The 20095-nt window shown below is 60.4% G+C and carries 10 protein-coding genes; all 10 read right to left on the reverse strand.

Going from position 1 to position 20095, the window contains the following annotated elements; all coding sequences use genetic code 11:
- Positions 1-9: 9 nt before the first annotated feature.
- A complete protein-coding gene (locus B4N44_RS02180; protein WP_296696476.1) occupies positions 10-1221 on the reverse strand; it encodes a BREX system ATP-binding domain-containing protein in 1212 nt (403 codons plus the stop codon).
- A gap of 332 nt (positions 1222-1553) precedes the next feature.
- A complete protein-coding gene (locus B4N44_RS02185) occupies positions 1554-2864 on the reverse strand; it encodes a BREX system ATP-binding domain-containing protein (RefSeq protein WP_296696477.1) in 1311 nt (436 codons plus the stop codon).
- The gene (locus tag B4N44_RS02190; protein ID WP_296696479.1) at positions 2857-4062 is read right to left on the reverse strand and encodes a BREX system ATP-binding domain-containing protein; all 1206 of its coding nucleotides are present in this window, start codon (positions 4060-4062) and stop codon (positions 2857-2859) included. The genes B4N44_RS02185 and B4N44_RS02190 overlap by 8 nt, the downstream gene beginning before the upstream one ends.
- Positions 4062-4871 carry a hypothetical protein gene (locus B4N44_RS02195; protein WP_296696482.1) on the reverse strand — a complete coding sequence of 270 codons (810 nt, stop codon included), beginning with the start codon at positions 4869-4871 and terminating at the stop codon, positions 4062-4064. The genes B4N44_RS02190 and B4N44_RS02195 overlap by 1 nt, the downstream gene beginning before the upstream one ends.
- Before the next feature lie 196 nt (positions 4872-5067).
- Complete coding sequence (locus B4N44_RS02200) at positions 5068-5919, reverse strand: DUF4351 domain-containing protein (RefSeq protein ID WP_296696484.1); 852 nt, start codon at positions 5917-5919, stop codon at positions 5068-5070.
- A 51-nt stretch (positions 5920-5970) separates the two neighbouring features.
- Complete coding sequence (locus B4N44_RS02205; RefSeq protein WP_296696486.1) at positions 5971-11757, reverse strand: ATP-binding protein; 5787 nt, start codon at positions 11755-11757, stop codon at positions 5971-5973.
- Complete coding sequence (locus tag B4N44_RS02210) at positions 11754-13364, reverse strand: hypothetical protein (RefSeq protein WP_296696489.1); 1611 nt, start codon at positions 13362-13364, stop codon at positions 11754-11756. The genes B4N44_RS02205 and B4N44_RS02210 overlap by 4 nt, the downstream gene beginning before the upstream one ends.
- Positions 13361-15787 carry a hypothetical protein gene (locus B4N44_RS02215; RefSeq protein WP_296696490.1) on the reverse strand — a complete coding sequence of 809 codons (2427 nt, stop codon included), beginning with the start codon at positions 15785-15787 and terminating at the stop codon, positions 13361-13363. Before B4N44_RS02215 ends, B4N44_RS02210 begins: the two co-directional genes overlap by 4 nt.
- A complete protein-coding gene (locus tag B4N44_RS02220; protein ID WP_296696494.1) occupies positions 15766-16557 on the reverse strand; it encodes a phosphoadenosine phosphosulfate reductase family protein in 792 nt (263 codons plus the stop codon). The genes B4N44_RS02215 and B4N44_RS02220 overlap by 22 nt, the downstream gene beginning before the upstream one ends.
- Positions 16550-20005: a hypothetical protein gene (locus tag B4N44_RS02225; RefSeq protein WP_296696497.1), complete on the reverse strand. Its 3456-nt coding sequence runs from the start codon at positions 20003-20005 to the stop codon at positions 16550-16552. The genes B4N44_RS02220 and B4N44_RS02225 overlap by 8 nt, the downstream gene beginning before the upstream one ends.
- Positions 20006-20095: the final 90 nt, after the last annotated feature.

Genomic DNA, 20095 nt, shown 5'->3' on the forward strand with positions numbered 1-20095 from the left:
TGCAGCGCCTCAACGCCCCTGAACGCAGAGCAGGTCCAGGGATTCCAGAGCGCTCCGCAGGAAGTAGCGAGGTACCGGATTCGGTTGTCTCCGATAGGTCTCGATCAAACGGTCGGCCAGTTCCCGGGCCGATGTCCAAGTGCGTCCGGTCAGCGCATCGGGATACGCCTGACCATACAAGGTCAGCACCTTCGTGAGGAGCTCGCGCAGCCCCTCGTCGCTCGGACTGGGTGCGATGATGTGCTGATCGAGGGCCCCCACCGTCTCCGGGATATTGGTAGAGGCATCATGCTCGGGATCGACGTCCGGACCGGCAGGGGCCGAGGCGAAGGCCAACACCAAGGGCAAGCGTTGGCTGCGCAGGCGACTCAACGCCTCCAGCAGCTCACGGCGTCGCTCGCGCAGTCGGGCCTGCTGTTGTCCGCGCCGGGCCGTCGTTGCGTACTCGACATCCAACTCGTCCAGAATGACAACAAGACCTCGCACCCCGGTTACTGCGCAGAGCTGCGTCCAATTAAACAGCAGATCGGTGAAACGCGCCGCGCGCTCGGCAACCGAGCGCGCCCGCAATGCCGGCAGCCGGATGCCCCGGTGACCCAGAGACTCCAGACGGAACCCGGCAGTGCTTGCCGGCATGGCGAGCGCCAGATAATCCTCGATGACCTGCATGGTATCGAACTCATCGAAGGCCGTGCTCGGGAGCTGATCGAAGACAGAGGCAAGGGTCGTTGCACCCAGGTGGCCAAGACGCTCGAGATCGCCATTTCTGCGCGCAACGGCAAGATGGCTCGCCAACCCCCCGGCAAGATGGTCACCCGGAAAGCGGATCGCAGCTGTCACGGCTTCAAGCAACTGCATGGGATCGCTCAAGGTCACGCCGACGCCATCCATCACGACGTTGGAGACGGCGAAGCGGCGACGCACTGCGGTCGCCGTCAACAGGGTCAGTAGATGCGTTTTCCCCTGCCCCCAGGTGCCCTCGACCATCATGAAGACTGGATGGTGGGCCTGCGCCTGCTCCAGGCTCCTCTCGAACCGGCTTGCCTCCGCAGCGAGGCCTACGCTGAGATGATCGACATGCGATTCCAAGACCTGACCCAGACGCAGTGCCACGATGGCCCTGCGTGCGTCGATCGTCTCGGGCGTCAGCGCGGACCGCGTCGCTACCGCGGCGACCGGTGCGCAGCCGCGCGGAAGGGGACTTTCGGCCCGACGCGGCATGCCTTCGCCGTTCGACAATGGCGCAGAGGTGCGCGAGTCCTTTGGGTTTGGCTTCGCGGGGTGCGATCGTGTCGCACGCGCCGGCGGTAACTTGGCAGGCTGCGTGCGCTGTGCTCCCGCGGGGCCAGGAGCGGATGCCGGCGCGGACTTCGGCATCGTCGGCGCAACCGGAACAGGTAACGGCAGACCATCAGGCCTAATGCCTGTCAGTAGAGACAGGGGAATCAGATCCATCATGTAGCCGAAATCCACCATTGCGGTTGGACCTTCCGGATACAGACGCACAATCGAGCCACGCCCGAAATCCCGATGGAATACGGTATCCCCGACGTTCAAGGTTCGTCGTCCTGCTGCGCATCGGCCGATCTCAGGTCGTTGAAATGGCCTTGATAGCGCGAAGCGAGCTCGGTTTCCGAAACAAGGCGTTCGCCCTCGCGGCACTGAAAGTCCAGAAGCGAGACCCAGCTCTTCACATAAAGCCGCCTGGCGTCGACCTCGAGATTGCGCTCCGAGGCAACCTGTGCCAGCACGGCCGCGTTCTGACTCTGAAGCGTGCGGTCGAACTGCACCCCGAGCGCCTGCTCGCCCACGCCGATCAAGCGCACCCCGATGGCCGCTAGCAAATCCTCCTGACGATCCAATCGGTCGAGCGGCAGTTGCGCTGCAAAATCGTTGCCCTCGTCGAAACCGGCGCCGACGACCGCAAGCCTCTGCTGCAGGGCCGGATAGCGTCCAAGCTCATTGAGGATGTCCGGCACGGCCGAGAAGATTCCGAACATCGGCACGCCCCCGGGCACGCCGTTCGGGAGATCAACCAGCACGCGCATTGCGGAGAGGACGCGCAGCAGCGCCCTGCCTCGCGCGGTAAACAAGGTCTCGACCTCGTCGAAGAGCAAGACCACACCATGGGCGCCGGCCTCGCGTGCGAACCGAATCATCGACAGCAGCAAATTTCGGCCAAGCTCGCCTTTCGCTGCCCCGGTCGGGGTTCCAAGCCGAAGGGCCAGGCGCTCGTCTTTCGACAAGGTGTCAACATCGCCTTGCAACCAGCGCAGCGCAGCGTCGCCTGCCACGGCCATATCGGGATCCCATTCGGCCCTTAGCGCCTCGAACATCACGCGCCCGAATGCGTTTTCCGGATGTTGCCCCTCGCGAACCTGGCGCAGCCAAACCGCAAAGGCGGCATCCGGGTTGGATACCTGATGCTCTTTCATCTGCAAACGCTTGCGGCTGACGATGCGTTTCAGAAGCGAACGCATTCCGGTGAAGGCCTCATCGCCTGGAAGCTGCAACTGACGGGCGAACACCCGATAGAGATCCAGAGGACTATCCAGGCTGCTTCCCGGACCACAGGCGATGTAGGCGACCGCAAAGTTTTCATCGAGTGCCCGAGTCCCCAGCGACATCAAGAAATGGGTCTTGCCCCCGCCATAGGGCGCGAGGGCCAGCTTGAAATGAGCGTGTTGACGGCATAGACCCCGCAAATACAACGCAGACAGCCGATCAAGCCAGCCATCGATACCGACCGAATAGGCCGGAATCACCTGACGCGCACTGCCGAGCTCAGTCGGCGCTTTCCCTTCCGTCCCGAGGACGGCCCAGAGCTGAAGTGCTTCGCTTCTCTCAAGTAGACTCTCAGACACGGCACTTCACCTCTCTCGCGACCGCCGCAGCGGCAAATTTCACGAACTCACGCACCGACCCTTCGAAAATCGATTCGGCATAGGTCCGGGCCTCTCGGCCGAACTGCTCCTGCAGGCTCGGAATCCGTTCAACGGGCATTCCGGCTTGACGACCGATCTCGATGATCCCCGAGCCGAGCTGCAGGAAGAAATCCGTTTCCTGCGGAGATGGTTCGGTCAGCTCGTCCAGGCTGACCCAGACGGCTCGCGGATTGCCGAGCGGCGCACCGTCGGCATTCCGGAGATCGACGTGCACCCGCTCGATGCGTTGACTCAATGCCTCCAAGCGTTCGCGCGCCAACTCGATAAAATCCTCAACGACAGCGTAATGGATCGAGACGCCCCGGAAAGCGCCGACGGCCATGTGGTCGACGAAGTTTCTCAGGTTTGCGAGATGTCCCTGTTGAACAATCGAGAAGCGCGAACCGAAGGAATGTCCCCGCTCGGTCTCGTCGAACAACAACACCAATCCGGGATAGCCGAGCGCCCACGGCAGCGACAAGAGCGATCGTAGCCAGACCGCAGCGTTACGTCGTCCGAGCTTGCCGATCGGCTTCGGAAGATGTGGATGATCCCGATAGAGCGCCCCCAGTCGAACTGCGTAACCCGAATCGGCGCGCAGCAGCGAAGCCAGGGCCTCGCCGAGAGGCGAAAAGGCCCCCGCCGAGGTTTCGGTCCGCGCGAAGGCGTAGACGAGATTGCGATAGTCCGGGCTCAGACCGGGATGCGTGCGCACGGCATGCAACCGGTCTTCGACGTCATCACTCTGCATCAGACCTTGCCTGATCACGCCGCTTAGGCCCTTCGCGCGCACAGGATCACCGTTCGTCGCGGGCGCGATCATGGCGTCGGCGATCATCCGATAGGTGTCCTGCATGGACTTGAACGGCGACTGCCCCATGCGGCAATCCACATACGCGGTCACATAGCCGCTGCGACGCGCAACTTCGCCGATCGTCTGCAGAAAATGGGTTTTCCCTCGGCCATACTGGCCGTAAATAAACTGCAGCTCGCATCCGCCGCCGGCCAAAAACGGCAGTGTTTCGCGGCTCAGGTGATCGGTGTATCCATCCAAGCCCACGGCCAAATCGAAAGCCGACGGGGCGTCCGGTGGCGTCCCGACGCTCGCGAGATGGGCCAAAATCTCGATCGGCTCCATTAGCCTTCGCGCTTCTCGATCCAGAGAACGGCGATGCGATGATTCGTCCCGTCTTGCGCATCGAGATTCGGCAGCATCAGGGTCTTGCCTTGACTGATCGTCGCCATATTCGGGGTTTGCGTGCGCAGCAGCTCATCACCGCAGCGCCATCCGTCGCGACCGAAGCGAGCCAGCTCATACAGGAACTGAGTCAGCGGATAGTCCTTGAACGTCCGACCCTCCGGCTTATTCAAGAAGGCTTCGGAGCGAGCCTGTCGGGCGAGAACAACGAAAGGATAGAGGGCTCGGACGGCAACGCGCCCGTCTTCAGCATGCCCCATCGTCTTCGCCAATCGCAGCGCATCCTTCAACGTCTGGAAAAAGACCTCGCGCGGCATGACATCGCATTCAAGTCCGTTCGCCTGTTCTCGAATCAGCTCGAAGAGCGCTGCCCCATTCGCCTCGCTCAGAGTCTCGAACCGTTCGCTTCCCAGCGCCAATAGGACCAACCGCCCCTTGTAGGAGATCTTGAAGGGGCCGACATGATCGTAGTCAGAAAAGCGCTTGTGCGGAAACTCATGTTCCCGTGCGGCCTTCAATAGGTCCTCGCGCCGCGACGCCAATGCCTTCTCGAGACGAAGCCGGACGCCTTCCGCCTCTTCTTTCAGATCTTTCGCCAGGGACACGAGATCGAGATGAGCACATGCCTTGATTGCCTCCTCGAATGCATCGGCGAGATCTCCGACCGGCAGTGCCTGCTCGGACGACAGCGGCTTGAGCGCGCGCGATAAGGCGTCCACCGTCTTCTTCCGTGCTGCGAAACTGATCAATCAAAACCTCCGCGCAGAGCGTTCTGCTCTGGATCTTGTGAACAAGGCGGCCTTGATCGTTATCCCGACCAGCAGCGCGCACCCCATGCGTCGTCAGGGCTTCCAGCCCTGATCATGTCAGGCCAAGATGGCCTGACGACGCACTTCTCGCGCCGTGGTGACTGGAGTTACGAACAAGGCCGACTCAGGACAGAACTCAATGTTCTCCCGTCAACCCGAACACATCCTCCAAACATTGCGCGTCCAGAATCAGCAGCGCCCATTGTTCCAACTGATCAGGGCGCGCGCTGCGGATCAGCGCTTCGATCTCGGGCGGTACCTGGCCGAAACGTTGCTGGACTAAGACATGCAGCAGCTTGGCTTGGCCTTCGCCGATGCCCTGCTTGATGCCCTGTTCGGTGCCTTGCTCGATACCTTGCTCGATGCCTTTTTGCTGTGCCATCCGCTCGATGCTGCTCAAGTAATGCATGTGCTTTTCCTCGTCGAATTGCTGGACTTCGGACCACAACTGCTGCTCCAGTCCCTCGGGCAGCGTCAGGACCCAGTCGATCTCGAGCTCCGTTCGGCGTGTCCGATAGGCGGCTAAGCTGACCAAGGGAAACCGCAGACTCATGCGGCAACCCCAACGCGCATAGCCAAACTCGCCGTGGTTGCTTCGACTCGGTTCGCCCAGCACCGCCAGACTCACCACCGGCTTGGCATAACGATCGTAGAGCCGGTAATTGTAGACAAACATGCGTTGAGCGAAATCCGCTTGGTTGCGCCCCTGGACTTCGACATGCACGAGAAGCCAGTCCTCTTCTCCCTCCAGACTGGTGACACGGATCAGCGAATCGGCCCAGCAACGACCGAGCTTGGCATCGCGCACCACTTTTTGCAGTTCCTTGTCGAGCAGGCTGTAACCGTGCGTCCAGTCGATACCGGCATGGGCGTCGGGGAAGAAGAAGGCCAGAAAATCCGGAAAATAGCGTTCCAGGACCGTCTTCCACGGGGAGTCGTAATCAGCCACGACGGCATGCTTGTAGCTACTCAGGGCCGGATCGCTCATGACATGGCCGCTTGCGGAAGCTTCATCCGTGTAGGGTTCGTTTGCATCGCCTCAGGCACCTTTCGCAAACGCCCGCTCCTCCAGCGCCGTCACATTCACCAACAGGGGCTTCGTTTGAAGCCCACCGCTTGAGGTCAGCACCCCGCCCAGCGACCAACATTGACCTTTGGTCAGCTTGGCGAGGCGTTGGCTCCATTCGGCTTTGGAATCGCCGGTGGCTTGACTCAGTAGAACGGCGAAACGGTCGATCTCGGTGTCGGCGGGCTTGAAGAAGAGCTTATGGCCGGCCTGGAAGAGGCGATCGCGTTGCTCTTGGTTGAATTGGCTCGTGGTCTGCGTGGCGAGAATCAGGGAGAGGCCGAATTTTCGGCCCTCGCGCAGCATTTTGTCGATGGGTGAATCGCTGCGGTGATCGAGGTTCTGGATCTCGTCGAGCACCACAGGAATAGGTCGATACTGACTCCCGGTGCTGGTCGCGTAGTCGTAGAGATCCCAGAGTGTGAACTCGGTGACGAGTCGTTGGATATCGCGGGCCAGCCCTTTGAGTTGAAGCACATGGACCCAGGCGTCGGGCGAGGCGAGCATCTCGGCCCAGGCCGAGTCTGCACCCTCGCGGAACGGCTCGGATTTGATCAAGGGTTCCAGCTTATTGGCCAGACTCTCGCCGTATTGACCATCGCCGCGCAGTCCGTCCAAGAGCTTGGGCAACGAGAAGGTGCTGGAGCCGGTGATGCCGGCGTCGATGACGCGCACCAGCGCGGACTGTTGTTGATCGCCCATGGTCTCGAAGACCGAGGTGAAGATGCTCGAAACCCGCGTGGCGACGTCATAGGGCTTCTCGTCGACGGCCGGTAACGCAGGGTCGATGACCTGGCGTTGACGTCGAAAGGGGTTCAGCGGCAGCTTCTCGGTGAAGACGAAATGGTTAAGCGGCTTGGCGATCGCCGTAAAGCGCTCTTCGACCTGATTCGGCAGGAAACCGTCGGTGTAATCGACGATGAGCGAGCGCAATCCCTGGGCGGCCATCTCGGCGAGCAGGCACTGAATGCCGTATGTCTTGCCCGATCCGGAGGCGCCGAAGGCCAGCAGGTGACGGTTCTGAAGGCGCTTATCCCCGTAATGCCAATAGACCGGCTCACCGTTGCTCCGGGTGCCGATCAGGATCTTCTCCGGAACCGGGTCGGCCGCAGGCGGTGGGCTCTTGAGGATTGGATCGACCTTGACCGTAACCGTCGATGTCGCCTGATTCGACATCACGGCCGGCCCGGCCGGCGCCGGTGATCCCTCACCTGGCGGGGTGGCCACCATCCGCTCGGGATCCCAGCCCCCGTCGTTCGACGTGCCCTGGACGGGCACCGTTGCCTCGCGGCCGTATCGCACCGGGTCGACCGGCGGCACCTTCACTCTGGGTTTCAAGGGCTCCATGCGCCGGACCACATGCCCCTTCCCCGACTCCTTCGGGTTCCCGGGATTAGTCGTCAGCGCGGGTTCAGTCTCCCCTTCACCGGTCTTCCGCCCGAACAGCGGCCAGCGCATGATCCGCCGAACGACACCACTCGAGGCATCGGGAACCACTTCCGCAGCATCGGATCCATCGGGCGTGATGATCGGTGCGTCGTCGGCCTTCTCGCCCGACGCAGCAACCCCCGTGTCCTCGTCGCGCGAGACCGGCGGAATCACACTCCGCCGCACCACCCGAATCGGCGTCTCGGTCACGGACGTATCCGCGGCTTCTGCTGCGGGCGACGCTACCGAGACCCCTGCGCGCTCGAAGGACGTCCGATCCGCAGCCTCGACCTTCGCCGCATCAGACCGGACCCCGACCGGCTCCGTCTCTTCATCTGCGCGCCTGACCGTCGAGCGAATGGCAATCCTCTGCTCGCCCAAGGCCACCGAGCCCTGCGGTGCGTCCTCCGCGAACAGTGCAGTCAGGCCCTCGTGGCCGAGCGCCACATGCCAGAGCGCGAAATCGTTCGGTACGGTGAACGGCGCCGCAACCACGCCCGACTGCAGCGCCATCGGGGTCAGCACGGGCTGCGGACCGGCTTCGTTGGTCCAGAAGGTGAAAATGGCGCCCTGCCAGGACATCTCGTAATAGCCCTCGGCCAGGTTCTCCAAGGCTCGATCGAGCTTGCGCCATTCGATCTCCGAGAGTTGCACGACCGCCCGCGAGGTGACCGCGCGTTGCAGTTGCGCCCACCAGTAGCGCCGATCGAAGCTCACCCGCCTCAGATCATTGCGATTGGGCGCCAGCAGCGGCATCAGGTGCGCGAGCCCCTCCTGGACCTGGTCGCTCGCCTTGATCAGATGCGCGGGGTTCTGTTGCGCGAACTTGCACTCGATCACCACCGCATGCAGCAACGGCAGATCGTTCTCGCGCGGGATCAGGGACAACTGCAACAGATCCGGACGGTGGGTGACATCGCTCCCCGCAAACCAGTGCAGCAGCGAATCGACCGGCAGCAGTTGCGACATGGCCGCGTCCGGCACCGCCAGGGCGCGCCGGATCGCGGCGAAGCCGACCACCTCGCGCACACGCTCGCTGTCGCCCACCACCGCGCGCAGCGCCGAGAGACCGATCACCTCCTCGGCCTCGTTCACCACCTTCGCCGCCATGCCGTCCAGCGCGGCCGTGTTCTGATAGGGCATCAGGCCGGCCAACTGACCCCGCACCAGACCGGCGAGCTGCGCCAAGGTGTCCTGCTGTGTGGAGATCGAGAGATTCAGCTCGCCGTAGTCGCCCAGCCCGGAGGTAAAGCCGACGATCTTGCGCCGCTCGTCCCCCTCTCCGGTGCGCAGAAGGCGCTTGTCCACGAAGGGATCGATGCAGGCGACCCATTGCGCCTTGGCATGCAGCGCCTCCACGACATCCCGCCATGGTGAGTAGTCGATCTGCCCGAAGATCAGATGATCCTTGTGCGGATTCAGATCATGGCGCAGACGCGCCGAGAGATCCGCATGGCGTGTCTGGATCTGCAGGCGCCGATTGCTCAGCAGGCTCTGCCGACGCCAGGGGTCGCCGGCCTGGATAGGACGGGGATATTCGCAGATCGGAAACTGCCCGATATTGCTGGCGTTGAAATCGAACTGGAACGGCAACGCCGGCTCGGCCTTGCCGGTCAGGTCGCCTTCGAGAAAATGAAACAGGAAGGCGATGTCGTAGAGCCGACGCTCCTGCGTCAGCAGGTCGACCATCCGCCCCCGATCCGGCGCGAACCGATGACCGACCGACAACACCAGGGGCCGCCCGCTCTCGCGGTGCGCCTCGGCGAGCTGATGGCGCCAGGCCGAAAGCCGACTCTCCATCGCCATCGGCGAGGACGAGGTCGAATAGACCATCACCTCGCAGTGAAAGGCCGGCCAATCGCGCGGAGTGCTCTTCAGATAGGCGCGCAGGAAGCGATCCACCCCGGAGAGGATGGTGCCCAGCTCCTCGACATGCAGGGCCAGGATGCGCATCCCGTCCTCGGCGAACGGATAAAGCTGGCGATAATCCTCCAGCACCCGCACCACCACCTCGCTTTCCTCGGTTGGGCGGGTGATCTCGGAGACATCATCGTCGTCGTCGCTCTCCTCCTCGCGCAGCAGGGTCTGCACCGCCAGGCTCTTCTCGCCGTCGCGCTCCGGCCCGAGATGATGCAGCAGGCCGAACGATTTGATCTCCGCCGAAAGTCGTCCGGTCTGATCCACCACCAGACCGGCCAGCGGCCGATGAATCTCGGCCAGCTTCAGCAATTGGTTGAAGGCGGACTTGCCGTCGTGACCGAGCGCCAGCTCGGCCGCCGCTTCCGGAAAGCCGTCGCACAGAAAGCGTTGGCGTGCGAAGGTCAGCTCCAGCACCGACGGGCTGATCCCCCAGACGATGGCCGAGCGCAGAAAGCCATCATTCGGGACCATCTCCTCGTCGACCAGCAGGAAGGCTTTGTAGAAACGTCGCAGCAGCTCGCTGCTGCCGCTCAGCGACGGATCGAGCACCTGCTCGGCCAGCGCAAGGTACGACTGCATGACAGGCAAAAAATCATGCGAAATAGCCTGGTAGTAGCCCTGCTCCAGGTAGCGTTTCAGCCAGTCGCGATAGGCACCGGAGAGGGTCAGCACGGCCTGCCACAGCGACGGATCAACGCGATTTCGAGAAACCCCTTCGAGGAGATCGACCAGGCTCAGCTCGTTGAGCGCCTGGCTCACCAGACGATTCGCCTCGTCCTCGTCGGCGGCGTAGTAGAGCGCCGTCATCACCACCGAGGGGATGCAAAACGCCGGCAGGATGCGATGCGGATTCGGCGCTTCGTCCCAACGCTCCAGCACGGTCTTCGCGCAGAGGCGCCGCACCCGTTCCGGCTGGGTCGGCCCGATGGACCAGTGGAAGGGCCGCGCCATATCGCCCTCCCCCTCCTCGGTCTCCAAGATCACCTTAAAGTGCAGATGCGGCCGGCCACGGTTAGCCCCGTAGCTGATGCCGTCCAGGTCAAGCTCCATGCAGATCGGGATCACCCGCCCCCAATCCTCGCGCGCCGCCCCGAGCTGATCTCCATCGATCGGTAAGCGCCACTCGACCCGCTCCAGCACCTCGACGATGCCGCCGAGACAGCCCTGCAAAAGCTCCTTCGCCAAGATCTCGCTCCCGAGACCGGCGTCCTCGTCCGCCTGCAGATCATGCCGAAAGGCCACCAGCTCGATCCGCACCGAGGCGAGCGTCTCGGCCAATGCGCTGCTGCCCCGACGTTTCTGAAACTCCAGCAGGGTCAGCCAGACCGCCTGCAGGAAGGCATCGAGACTTTGGCCGTTGAGATTGACCGGTTTCTTGGGTGTACTGCCCGTCCCCTCCTTAGTCTTCGTCTTCAGCATCCGCAGCACGGGGCCGATGTCGGTTTGCAGCAACCGTTCCCGCGCCTTGGCATCCGCCTCGTGGATGAAGGCGCACAGAGTCTCGGAAAACGCCTTCGGGCTGTCGTAAAGCGATAGACCGTCCAGCGTCGTCGGCAGCTCAAGCCGATCCTCGTCGAGAGCCTCCTGGATCTTCTTCCAAGCCTTCTTCTGCTCCGCGGCTGTTTTGAACCGCTGATGCGAAATAAAGGTCGCAGCATCCTTCAGCAGCCCGGCGTTCTTGCGATCCGACTTCACGTCGAAAAACGGTGGGATTTCCCAGAAGGGTAATTTCGCATAGAAACGCTCGACGACATCGGAGAGCGCATAAAGGTCTTGGCCGTCGCCGATGACCTCGTTTTGAAGGAAGCCGGATAGGCGTTCTAGTTGCCGTGGCCGTGTCTGAAACAAGTCTTGCAAAATGGAATCGAAGCGGTCGATCTCCGTCTGACTCGCCGAAAGTCCGTAATGGCTATTGATGCGCTCGATCCAGGACGCGAAGCCGGCTTCCATGCGCTGCCATAAGCGACGCTCGTCAACGACGTGGAAGTTGGCCAACCCACCTTGATCCGATGCATGGTTGAGACCGAGCAACACGACGACTAAACCCGCTGTATCAGAGCTGCGAGTCCGATTCCGGTACCAGGTCAGACGATCTTCCAAATCGATCCAACCGTGCTCTTCAGTCGCGCCCGGTGCGCCATGTGCGGCCATCTCCTGATCCAGCACGCTTTGACTGTACTCCCGACGCCAATCATTCCAGAGGCCGGCTGCGACCTTGAAATGGCACTCGATCCGTGCGTGCTGAGACCACTGAACGCGATGTTTCTCAAGTGCGGCGAAGAGGTCGAATGTATTGACAGGAGCAAGACTTTGAATGATGAATCTTGCTTCTCTCGGCCCATCGGATTCGGATAGTACTCGATCCCACTCGACCCATAGATACTCCGCCAGACTGTCAACGAAGAGATTCATCCTCTGGCCTCGCGGATTCCGTCAGGATTATGGACAATTGAAACAGCGTCGGAAAGCTCAATGAGGAAGCCCCCTTGTTGCAGCGTTTCCTCGACCCACCCGGTACTGACGTCGACCCCATAACTTTTTTGATGACCGACAGCGCCGGACCATTTGAGAGCTTCTGCCAAAGGATGACCACCGAGCACGATGCCGTAGTGTGCAAATACACGCTCATAAAACTTGTCGAGCGGTAGATGTTCTCCGGGGCGCACAAGAGCTGCAACAAGAAACCGAACCAAACGTGGATTCAGTGAAAATCGCTGACCAGGACCTTTAATCGGTATCATCAGACCGATTTCTTTTGCGATCTTCCGAAATATTTGAAACCCGTGCTTATCAGCTTCGGTGATACTCCCGCCTTTCCCTCCAAGCTGCTTGTTCCTTAAAACCCTGTAGAGCAAAGCTTCAATTTTAGTGACAGACGCCTGAGACATCTGTCTAATCGGGGATCCGGAAGATCCCTCCGGATCGCTCGCAACCCAGGTATAGTTGCCACAAAATCCAAAAGTGTCACCCTCACCTTGATCAACCCGTCTCGCTTGAAAGCAAAGACTTCTCAGAACCTGAACGCAACACAGTGTCTGAAGCAGATCGAGCTTTTCGAGAGAACTCAGACTGAGGGCACAGATGTTGTCAATTTCAACGGCAAACAGAAGGGCCTCGGTGCGACTCACCAATGGTGCCCAACCAAGGGATGCAACCTTGCCATCTTCCTTAAGAGTCAGAGATGAAAGCCGTGCCTCGATCATCGAAACCAAGTCATTCAGGGGCCGGATTGCGTCCTCGAGAATCGCACGGAGACCGAGTTGAACACGCTTCTTCCGTTCGCTGATACTGAAGTCGCCAATATGTCGATACTCGACCCGTTGCATCAACTTCAACAACTCCGGGGCAGCCGGATCGGAGAACAGGTTTGCGAGCTGCAAAAACAACAACTCGCCACCTCTCGCCATAAAATTATGGCGATCCGTTGCAAAGTGTTTCTTTGCATCTTCCCAATCAGTTAATTCAGCATCCTTTTTCGCATCTGACTGAAGCCAATCAAGCTCGCGTCCGAGTAGTGCTTTCGATGCGGGCAAAAAGCTATAGGTTACCCAGGTCCGGTTCTTTGCGACGCCGACGAACCCGCCGAGCAAACTCTGAATCAATCGGATAGTTTCCTCCTTTTGATCCGAGCTGCCTTCAACTGCATCTCGAAGATTTTGAATAGCCGTAAAATAGGCTTCGCGATGTACCGGATGCCTTGTTTCAAGTTTGGATGTCGGAAAAAATGCAAATAACTTCAACGCGATGCGATCCATCGGCCAATAACCGTAGGAACCACCTTGCTCGGCTAGAATTTCGAAACAGTAGTCACCCGCACCATCCTTGAGCTTTGGCGAAGCAAATACCAACAAGAACTCCGCAAGATATTCTACAGGCGTTTGATCTTTGTAGAACCTCCTTCCGTATAGTCGAATTGCCGAGTTTGTCTTATCGGCACTTGAACCGTTGATGTTGGCGTTCTTGGGAAAAGGCCGAACATACTCATTGATCGCGTCTGTTGTCGGCGATGTCGTCATCATTGATCGACCTCCAATACCTGCCGGTTGTTGTCCAGAAGATATCGATGCGCATGAACCTGCCCATCGATTCCGGCGCGAAGCAATTGTATCCGAAACGAATCAGAGCTGTCGCCGAGCACCCTGAGTAGTTCGGCGCGGAACCACTCCAACTGCGCTAAATGAATCCGAGCGAGCTCACTCCCCAGATCACCGGAAACACGGTTCTCGATGAAATCGAGCAGAGGTAAAGTCAAGGGCAGCTTGACAACACCATTGCGAAACTGGAGAAGAGGAAGGCGGCGGGATACATCGTAGGCAAGGTCGAAGTCCTGAAACGAAAGCGTCGCCATCACAAACTGCGTTGGCTGGATGACGGCGCGATCAGGTCGGCGTAACGTCAGGTATAGGCGTTCTTGATCATGACGGAACTGCCCGGCGCTGAAGCCCGAGAAGATCTCCAGAAGTACCCTCAAGCAAGCGCGGCAAAGTCGGCTGCGTTCTCCGTAGCTGATGATCAGCTCTTGCTGAGACGACCACAGATCAAAATCGCGGAGTCGAGGTGACTGCAGGAATGTCGCCCAGAATGTCTCGGCTGCCGCCTTCCCGCTCGGGATCGGTTGACCGAAAATATAGAGCATGCGTCTTTGCGCAAATCGCCATTGAACCCCCGGGGATTCCTGACCCCGCAGCCGCCAGCGTCCACTCAGAGGCTTCAACCACTCGGGAAGGGTCGCCCAACCATTACCGTTCGATGAAAGCAATTCTCGTTCGAAATCAACAGCAATCGGGCCGCCGAAAACTTGGCGTCGAAGCAACTGAACAGCCGTAAGACCGCCGGCTTCTTGAACAGGTTTGCCGTTTCGGTATCCGAAGAATCCTTCGCTGAACAGAATCCCTTCCAACCCGCCGGTGCCCTTATCGATGCCTTCCGAAGGCGATTCCAGAACCAGGTTCTTCGCTTCCTTGCAGGTCATCCCGCCTGTCATCGCAAACGCGAGCTGCGCGATCATCTGCCGCAATGTCAGCCGCTGCTCGTACGCGTTGAGCCGTTGATAGATCCACCGAACGCGTTCTTCGGCGCCCCCTTCGGTCGCTTTCAGCGCACGCTGGTTCAGAAGCAAAGGACACGCCGACTGGGCCTCGCACGCGTTGCACTTCGCCCAGCCGGTGTGATTGATCATTCGAGTTAGGACACGGGCTCCTAGTGACACATTGTCCAAGCGAGCCATATTCAGAATCAACAGATCCTTCGGGAACATCCTCAGAATGTGCGACTCGATATCGTCCTTAACGTAGGGCCGGTTGAGATAGGCAAGGATCCTGCTCTCGATGTCCGGCAACGCCTGCCTTCGCTCCGAGAACTCTCGTAAAGTATTGAGTAAAGGACCGGTATTGCTGACGATCAGCCATGATCCGGGCTCGCCAAAGCTCATTTCGAGCTTCTGCAAACGCACGGCAGCACTCAGTTCGCTCATGTCTTTCAGGACATGGATCAACCGACCGCCGTTTGCCGGATCTGCAACAGCTTCAACTTCCTTTAGGGCGGCTGTCAGCGGCGCTACTGGAGAAAGCCCCGACAATCTTTTGAAGACATCTAGCGCGACGGTAGACTTGCCGTCGCCTGCATGTCCCGTGAGCACGACAACGTGATCCGTGCCTGCGGTCAAGACGTCGCAAATTGCATCGACGATCTCGAAGGGCTCATAAATCTCGAAGAAATACTCGTTGAGCGCCTGAGATTCGGCCAGCGCATTCGCCCCGGAAGCACCGACATTATGTAATGAATTAAGGTACGAAATGAGTCCGTTTTGATGCATGTGCGCTGCTCCTTGAGTCTCGCGCGGCGCCCTTATGGACAATGAGGCGAGGTTTGGTTTTCGATTCTGCTCTTTCCCCTCGCTTTCGGAATCGCCGACCCGGAAAGTCTCGGAGTCACAAGTCATTTCCCACGAAGTCGGCAAGCCGACGGCTGCGAAAAGGCTAGCATGTTGAGAGACGTCAAAAAAACGCGATATCAGGTCTGTTGCAATCCGAAAGGCGAACGATCGATCCTGCGTCAACGCAGCGAAGACGTCAGCCGTGAATCCACCATGTATATCGCGCTGGAATAGTTGTGACTTCCACAAATGGCCAACGCTCGTTCTCTTGAGACTTGCGCTATCTTCGATCTCCCATAGACCATCGCCCTCCAATCGGCCGAATGGGTAATGGGTATTTGAATGCTCAAGCGCATATGGGTAAAATCGAGCGAACAAAGAACTGAGGTCGCGATCGTATACACTGAAGCGCTCCATTCGTTCCTCGCCATTCCAGCATCGACCAAGTGCCAGCAATAGGAGCAGCGGCTTGTGCAAATGGGGTGCGCCGCCGCGCCCGACCTGGACACGGACCTTGCTGAATAACTCTTGGATACGATTCATCACTACAAAGTGCAGATCAGACACGCATCATCAGGGTCATCATCTGAATCCGACAACTGATCGATCAGTTTCTTCGGACGCGCTGGACTCTTTTTCTTTTCAGGTGCGAGCTGAGCGCGGCTGACGATTTCGTCCAATGTACCGGCTTGGTTCCAGGTGTAGATTTTCCCTGACTCGACTTCGCTTTTTTCGTATTCTTTCGCGCGCTCGTAAAGCTCGGGATGATTCTTTTGAAGCCCTACCCACTCTTCATGACGTTGAAAAAAACAGAAGTAACATCCGGATCGGCTTCGCCAACTGTAGTATTTCGGAAGGCCCAGGCCGGATTCCTCCAAGATTTGAGTGATGTCTTCCTTGTTCAGCCCATCTTCCTTGAAGGGGAAGCATGTCTTGATATTTGGCTTGGTCGAAAGGTATCCAGCGCGCGCGGGCTCGTCGGCACGAATGGCGATATAGGAGATGACATCGTCGTCTCCGACATAGTTTTCAAAAGGAAGCAGCTTCAGGTTGATCGTGCACCAGCGCTGTCGCGGCGAGGGTAAATAGTTGTTGTGGAGCTTGAGATAATAGTCAAAATCGCGTCGCGCATTCAGCTTGGCAATCGGCTTCCCCAAATAATCCTCCAACAGATCGATATACTCCAAGGTCTCTGGAAGCTCCGCCCCGGTATCCGCAAAGAAGTATTCCATCTCGGGAATGCGATCGCGCAGATAGATGGCGAGGGCGGAGCTGTCCTTGCCGCCGGAGAGACCGAGAAGATGGCGGACCGGCTTGGCGGGTTTCTCGTCATTCATGGGTGGCTTCTCCTGTTGGTTCGGTCCGGGCGAATCGCTCCCAGAGCATGGCGAGGACGGCGAGTCGATCGCTTTCGGGGACGTCGGCAAGTGTCGCGGCGATGCGTTCGGCACGGGCGGTGGCGGATTTTCGCTGTGCATCCGAGAGATGGATGACGCGGCTGATCTCGCCATGCCGGCTGTCGACGCTCTTCATCAGCAGGGGATCGCCGTTGCGTCCGTCGGCATCGGGATCGTGGTTGTTGACCTTGCCGAGTCGGAGTCGTTCGAGATCCTGTAACTGGTTGCCGAGATCGCGCAGACGCAACTCGGCGAGTCGACGGGTTTCCTCGTGCCACTTGGTCGGGGGCATCTTGCCGAGCAGGGTTGCAACGGATTCGAGCCACGCCTGGTCGGAGTCGTGTACGGTATCGCAGAGACGGCGGATCAGGGCACCGAGGCCCATGCGGTCGGGGGTGAGGCGATCCAGCCCCTGATAGCGCTCGGTCACGGCGGCGCGCAGGGCTGCGAGATCCGTCACCGGCGCAGCGATCAGCACCCGAGCCAGCTCGGCCTGCCAGTGTTCGAGCAGGGTCGGATAGGCCTCGTTCAGTTCTTTAAAGACATCACGCAATCGCGCGATGAATGGCTCGACCCGTGCCGGATCGGCCGTCGCAAAGTCGCCGATGGCGATGCCGCAGGCACGCGGGAGTGCATCGAACAGTAAGGCGCCGGGGCTGCGTGCACCCTGAAAGGCGTCGCGCACCTGCGCCGCCTCGGGGCTTAGAGTCTTGCAGCGCTGGGTGTATTCGGGCAAGCCGGAGATGAAGCGCACCAGCGGGCGCACGATATCGAGCAGTGTTGCGTCCTCGCGAACACGTCCGACAATGTCTTTGATGTAGCGATCGAAGATCTCGCCGCGCAGTCCGCCGAGGTCGAAGCGTTCCAGGGCAAAGAGCTCGGGGCGTCGACACAGCAGCTCGGCTTGCTCGACGGTCAGCGCTTCGCAGAAGGCGCCTTCCTGGTAGAAGGCGACCTCGCGGCGGTTCGCCAGCAGATAGGCAATGATCAAGACGGGCAGAGGGCCGAGCTTGGCACCAAAAGGCGGACGCTGCAGTCGGGCATAGATCTCGGGCAAACCGACCTGACGGTCGCCGGCCGCCCCGAGGATCTTGTCGATTTCTTCCCAAAGGGGTTTTAGACGACAGGGATCCGGGTCCGATGGGACATGGAGTGCGTAAACCGTCTCGCTGTCGACGCGACGATGCAGACCGCTTTGCTTGAGCAGCGAAAGATAAAGGCTCTTCTCTGCCGGTGTCTTCTCGATGCCGAGATCGGGTCGGTCGGGCGCTTCGAGCATGGCGAGGATCAGGCGCTTGCGGCCGAGATTGGCGCTCGGCGAGGTACGATCGCGGTTGATGAGCTCGTTGCGCAGGCGCGGCGACTTCGGGTAGCAGATGTCCTGCACCCAGGCCGAGAGCTGCATTTGGAGATCGCGACGGTCTTTCACCGGACGCTCTTGGGCCGGACGTTCCCTACCCTTCCAATACCAGCGCAGCGCCTCGGGTTCGTCGAGCAGCGCGCGGATGAGCTGCAGGGTCTCAAGCTCGGCGTTGTTGAGCCAGGCGCGGTGCTCGCGCTGCGCGACAGGGTCGTGGTGGAGCGCCGCATGACGCGTCGGCAGATCCTGCAAGGCCATCCATTGCGCGACCGACTCATGCAGGCGCTCGGTGAAGTGGCACACCGCAACGACGCTTCTGAAGGGCGCGCCCTCGAGGGTCGGCTGCTCTTGTGCCTCGGCGAGGTAAAGCCAGAGGTCGAGCGCGTCCAGGGCGGCCGGATCGGTGTCGATGGATTTCGGCGGCCAACGGTCCGCGGCGGTAAAGCGCGGCGTAAAGGCGCGCACCGTGCCGCTTTCGATGGTGGCCCGCCGCGCGACAACCGGACGCAGCGGGGCAATCGCGTTCAGGGTGTCGACCAGCGAAAGCTGCGCCTGCTCGGCGGTGGCCTCGCGCAGGGCGGCGGCGAGATCGAAATCGCTGCCTTGCCAGACGCGCCACTCTTGGCTGTAGCTGCGGAAATGGATGGTGGAAACGGCTTGAAGACGTCGCAGCAGATCGGGTGTGGTCTCGTCGAACAGCAGACGCAACAGCGGCTCGCTGGCCTTGAGCCCGCGCTGCGCGCCGATGAGATTGAGCAGGCCGATGGTCTTGAGTAGATCCACGGCGGGGTCGTCCGGGGCGCTGTCAAAGCGCTCCAGCGCGGTGATGACCTCGACCCAACGGTGATAGGTCAAGGGGTCGGAGACGCTGCCGGATTGGTTGAGGATGAAATAGTCGTAGAGCTCCCAGGGGCCGATCCAATCGCCCATGCGTAAGCGCCCGAGGCGCTCGCGCAGGCCGAACGGCTCGGCGCTGCCGAGATAGGAGAAGAGCGTCCGCTCGTTCTGCGCGACCTTCTGACAGAGTGTCGGGAGGATGAGGAGCGTGATGGGATGCAGCGGGTAGCAGCGCTCGAAGAGTGCGCGGGCCTGCGTGGTGTCCAGACCGACGGGGAGCGCACCGTGCCGTTCGAGTGCATCCGTGATCCGGTCGAGCTGTGCACACAGGCTCTGCGGCAGGGGCGCGGTGCGCTCGAAGGCGGCGCCGACGATGTGCAGCGATTGCTCCGCCGGCTCGATGAAGGCGATGGACTCGAAACGGCCCTGAACCTTTTGCCATTCGTCGCGCAACTGCTTGCCGAGCCGCTGGCTGTAGTATTCGAACGCCTGATGCAGCATGACGAGCAAATACAGCGGGGCAACGCTTGCGGCTTGTGCGTGCTCGGCGAGCAATTGCAGCAGATGGATCTCGCGATGCTGCGGGTGATAGGACTCGTATTCGAGAAATTTGCCGAGCTCGTCGATCTCGATCAAGACGCCTGTTCCGCCGGCATGCGCCCATGCGCGCTGCACGCGTCCGATCAGGTGCAGGACATGGTCCATCGGCGTGCCGGGCTGGGCCGCGGCGAGGGCGTCGTCGATCAAGGCGGCGGGCAGGCCGGCCTGTTCGACGGCAAGCGCGAGGCCGAGCATCAACTGTCGAACGAGCGAGTCCGGGATGCCGTTAATGGCGACCCGCAGGAAACCGCGTCCGTTCGGTCGGGCGGTGCGAAAACGAGCAGCGAGTTTGGGATCGGCGGTCTCGAGCACGCCCATCGCAGCGGAATGCTGCTCGGCTGCGGGTTCCGACAAGACGGCGGCGGCGAAAAGGCCGAACACCGATTTCCCGGTCCCATAGGGTCCGATCAGCGCTACGGCACGCTGATGCGTGCCTGCGGAAAGGCCATCCGCCATGCGTCCCAGTGCCTGGATGGCGCGCGATGTCGGAACATAGGCGCGGATCAGATCCGGCGCGTCGGCATCGCGCGTCAGGTTGATCGAGCGCGTGTAGGCGGTGCCGATCTGGATAACACGATCCAATATGGTCACGTCGCGGTCCTTCTGGGGGTTGTTGTCTCGCTGGTGGGATGCGGGTGTCTGATTCCATGATATCTCGGACGGCGCCTTTGTCGGTCTCGA

This window comes from Thiocapsa sp. UBA6158 (genome assembly GCF_002423035.1).
GTDB lineage: Bacteria > Pseudomonadota > Gammaproteobacteria > Chromatiales > Chromatiaceae > Thiocapsa.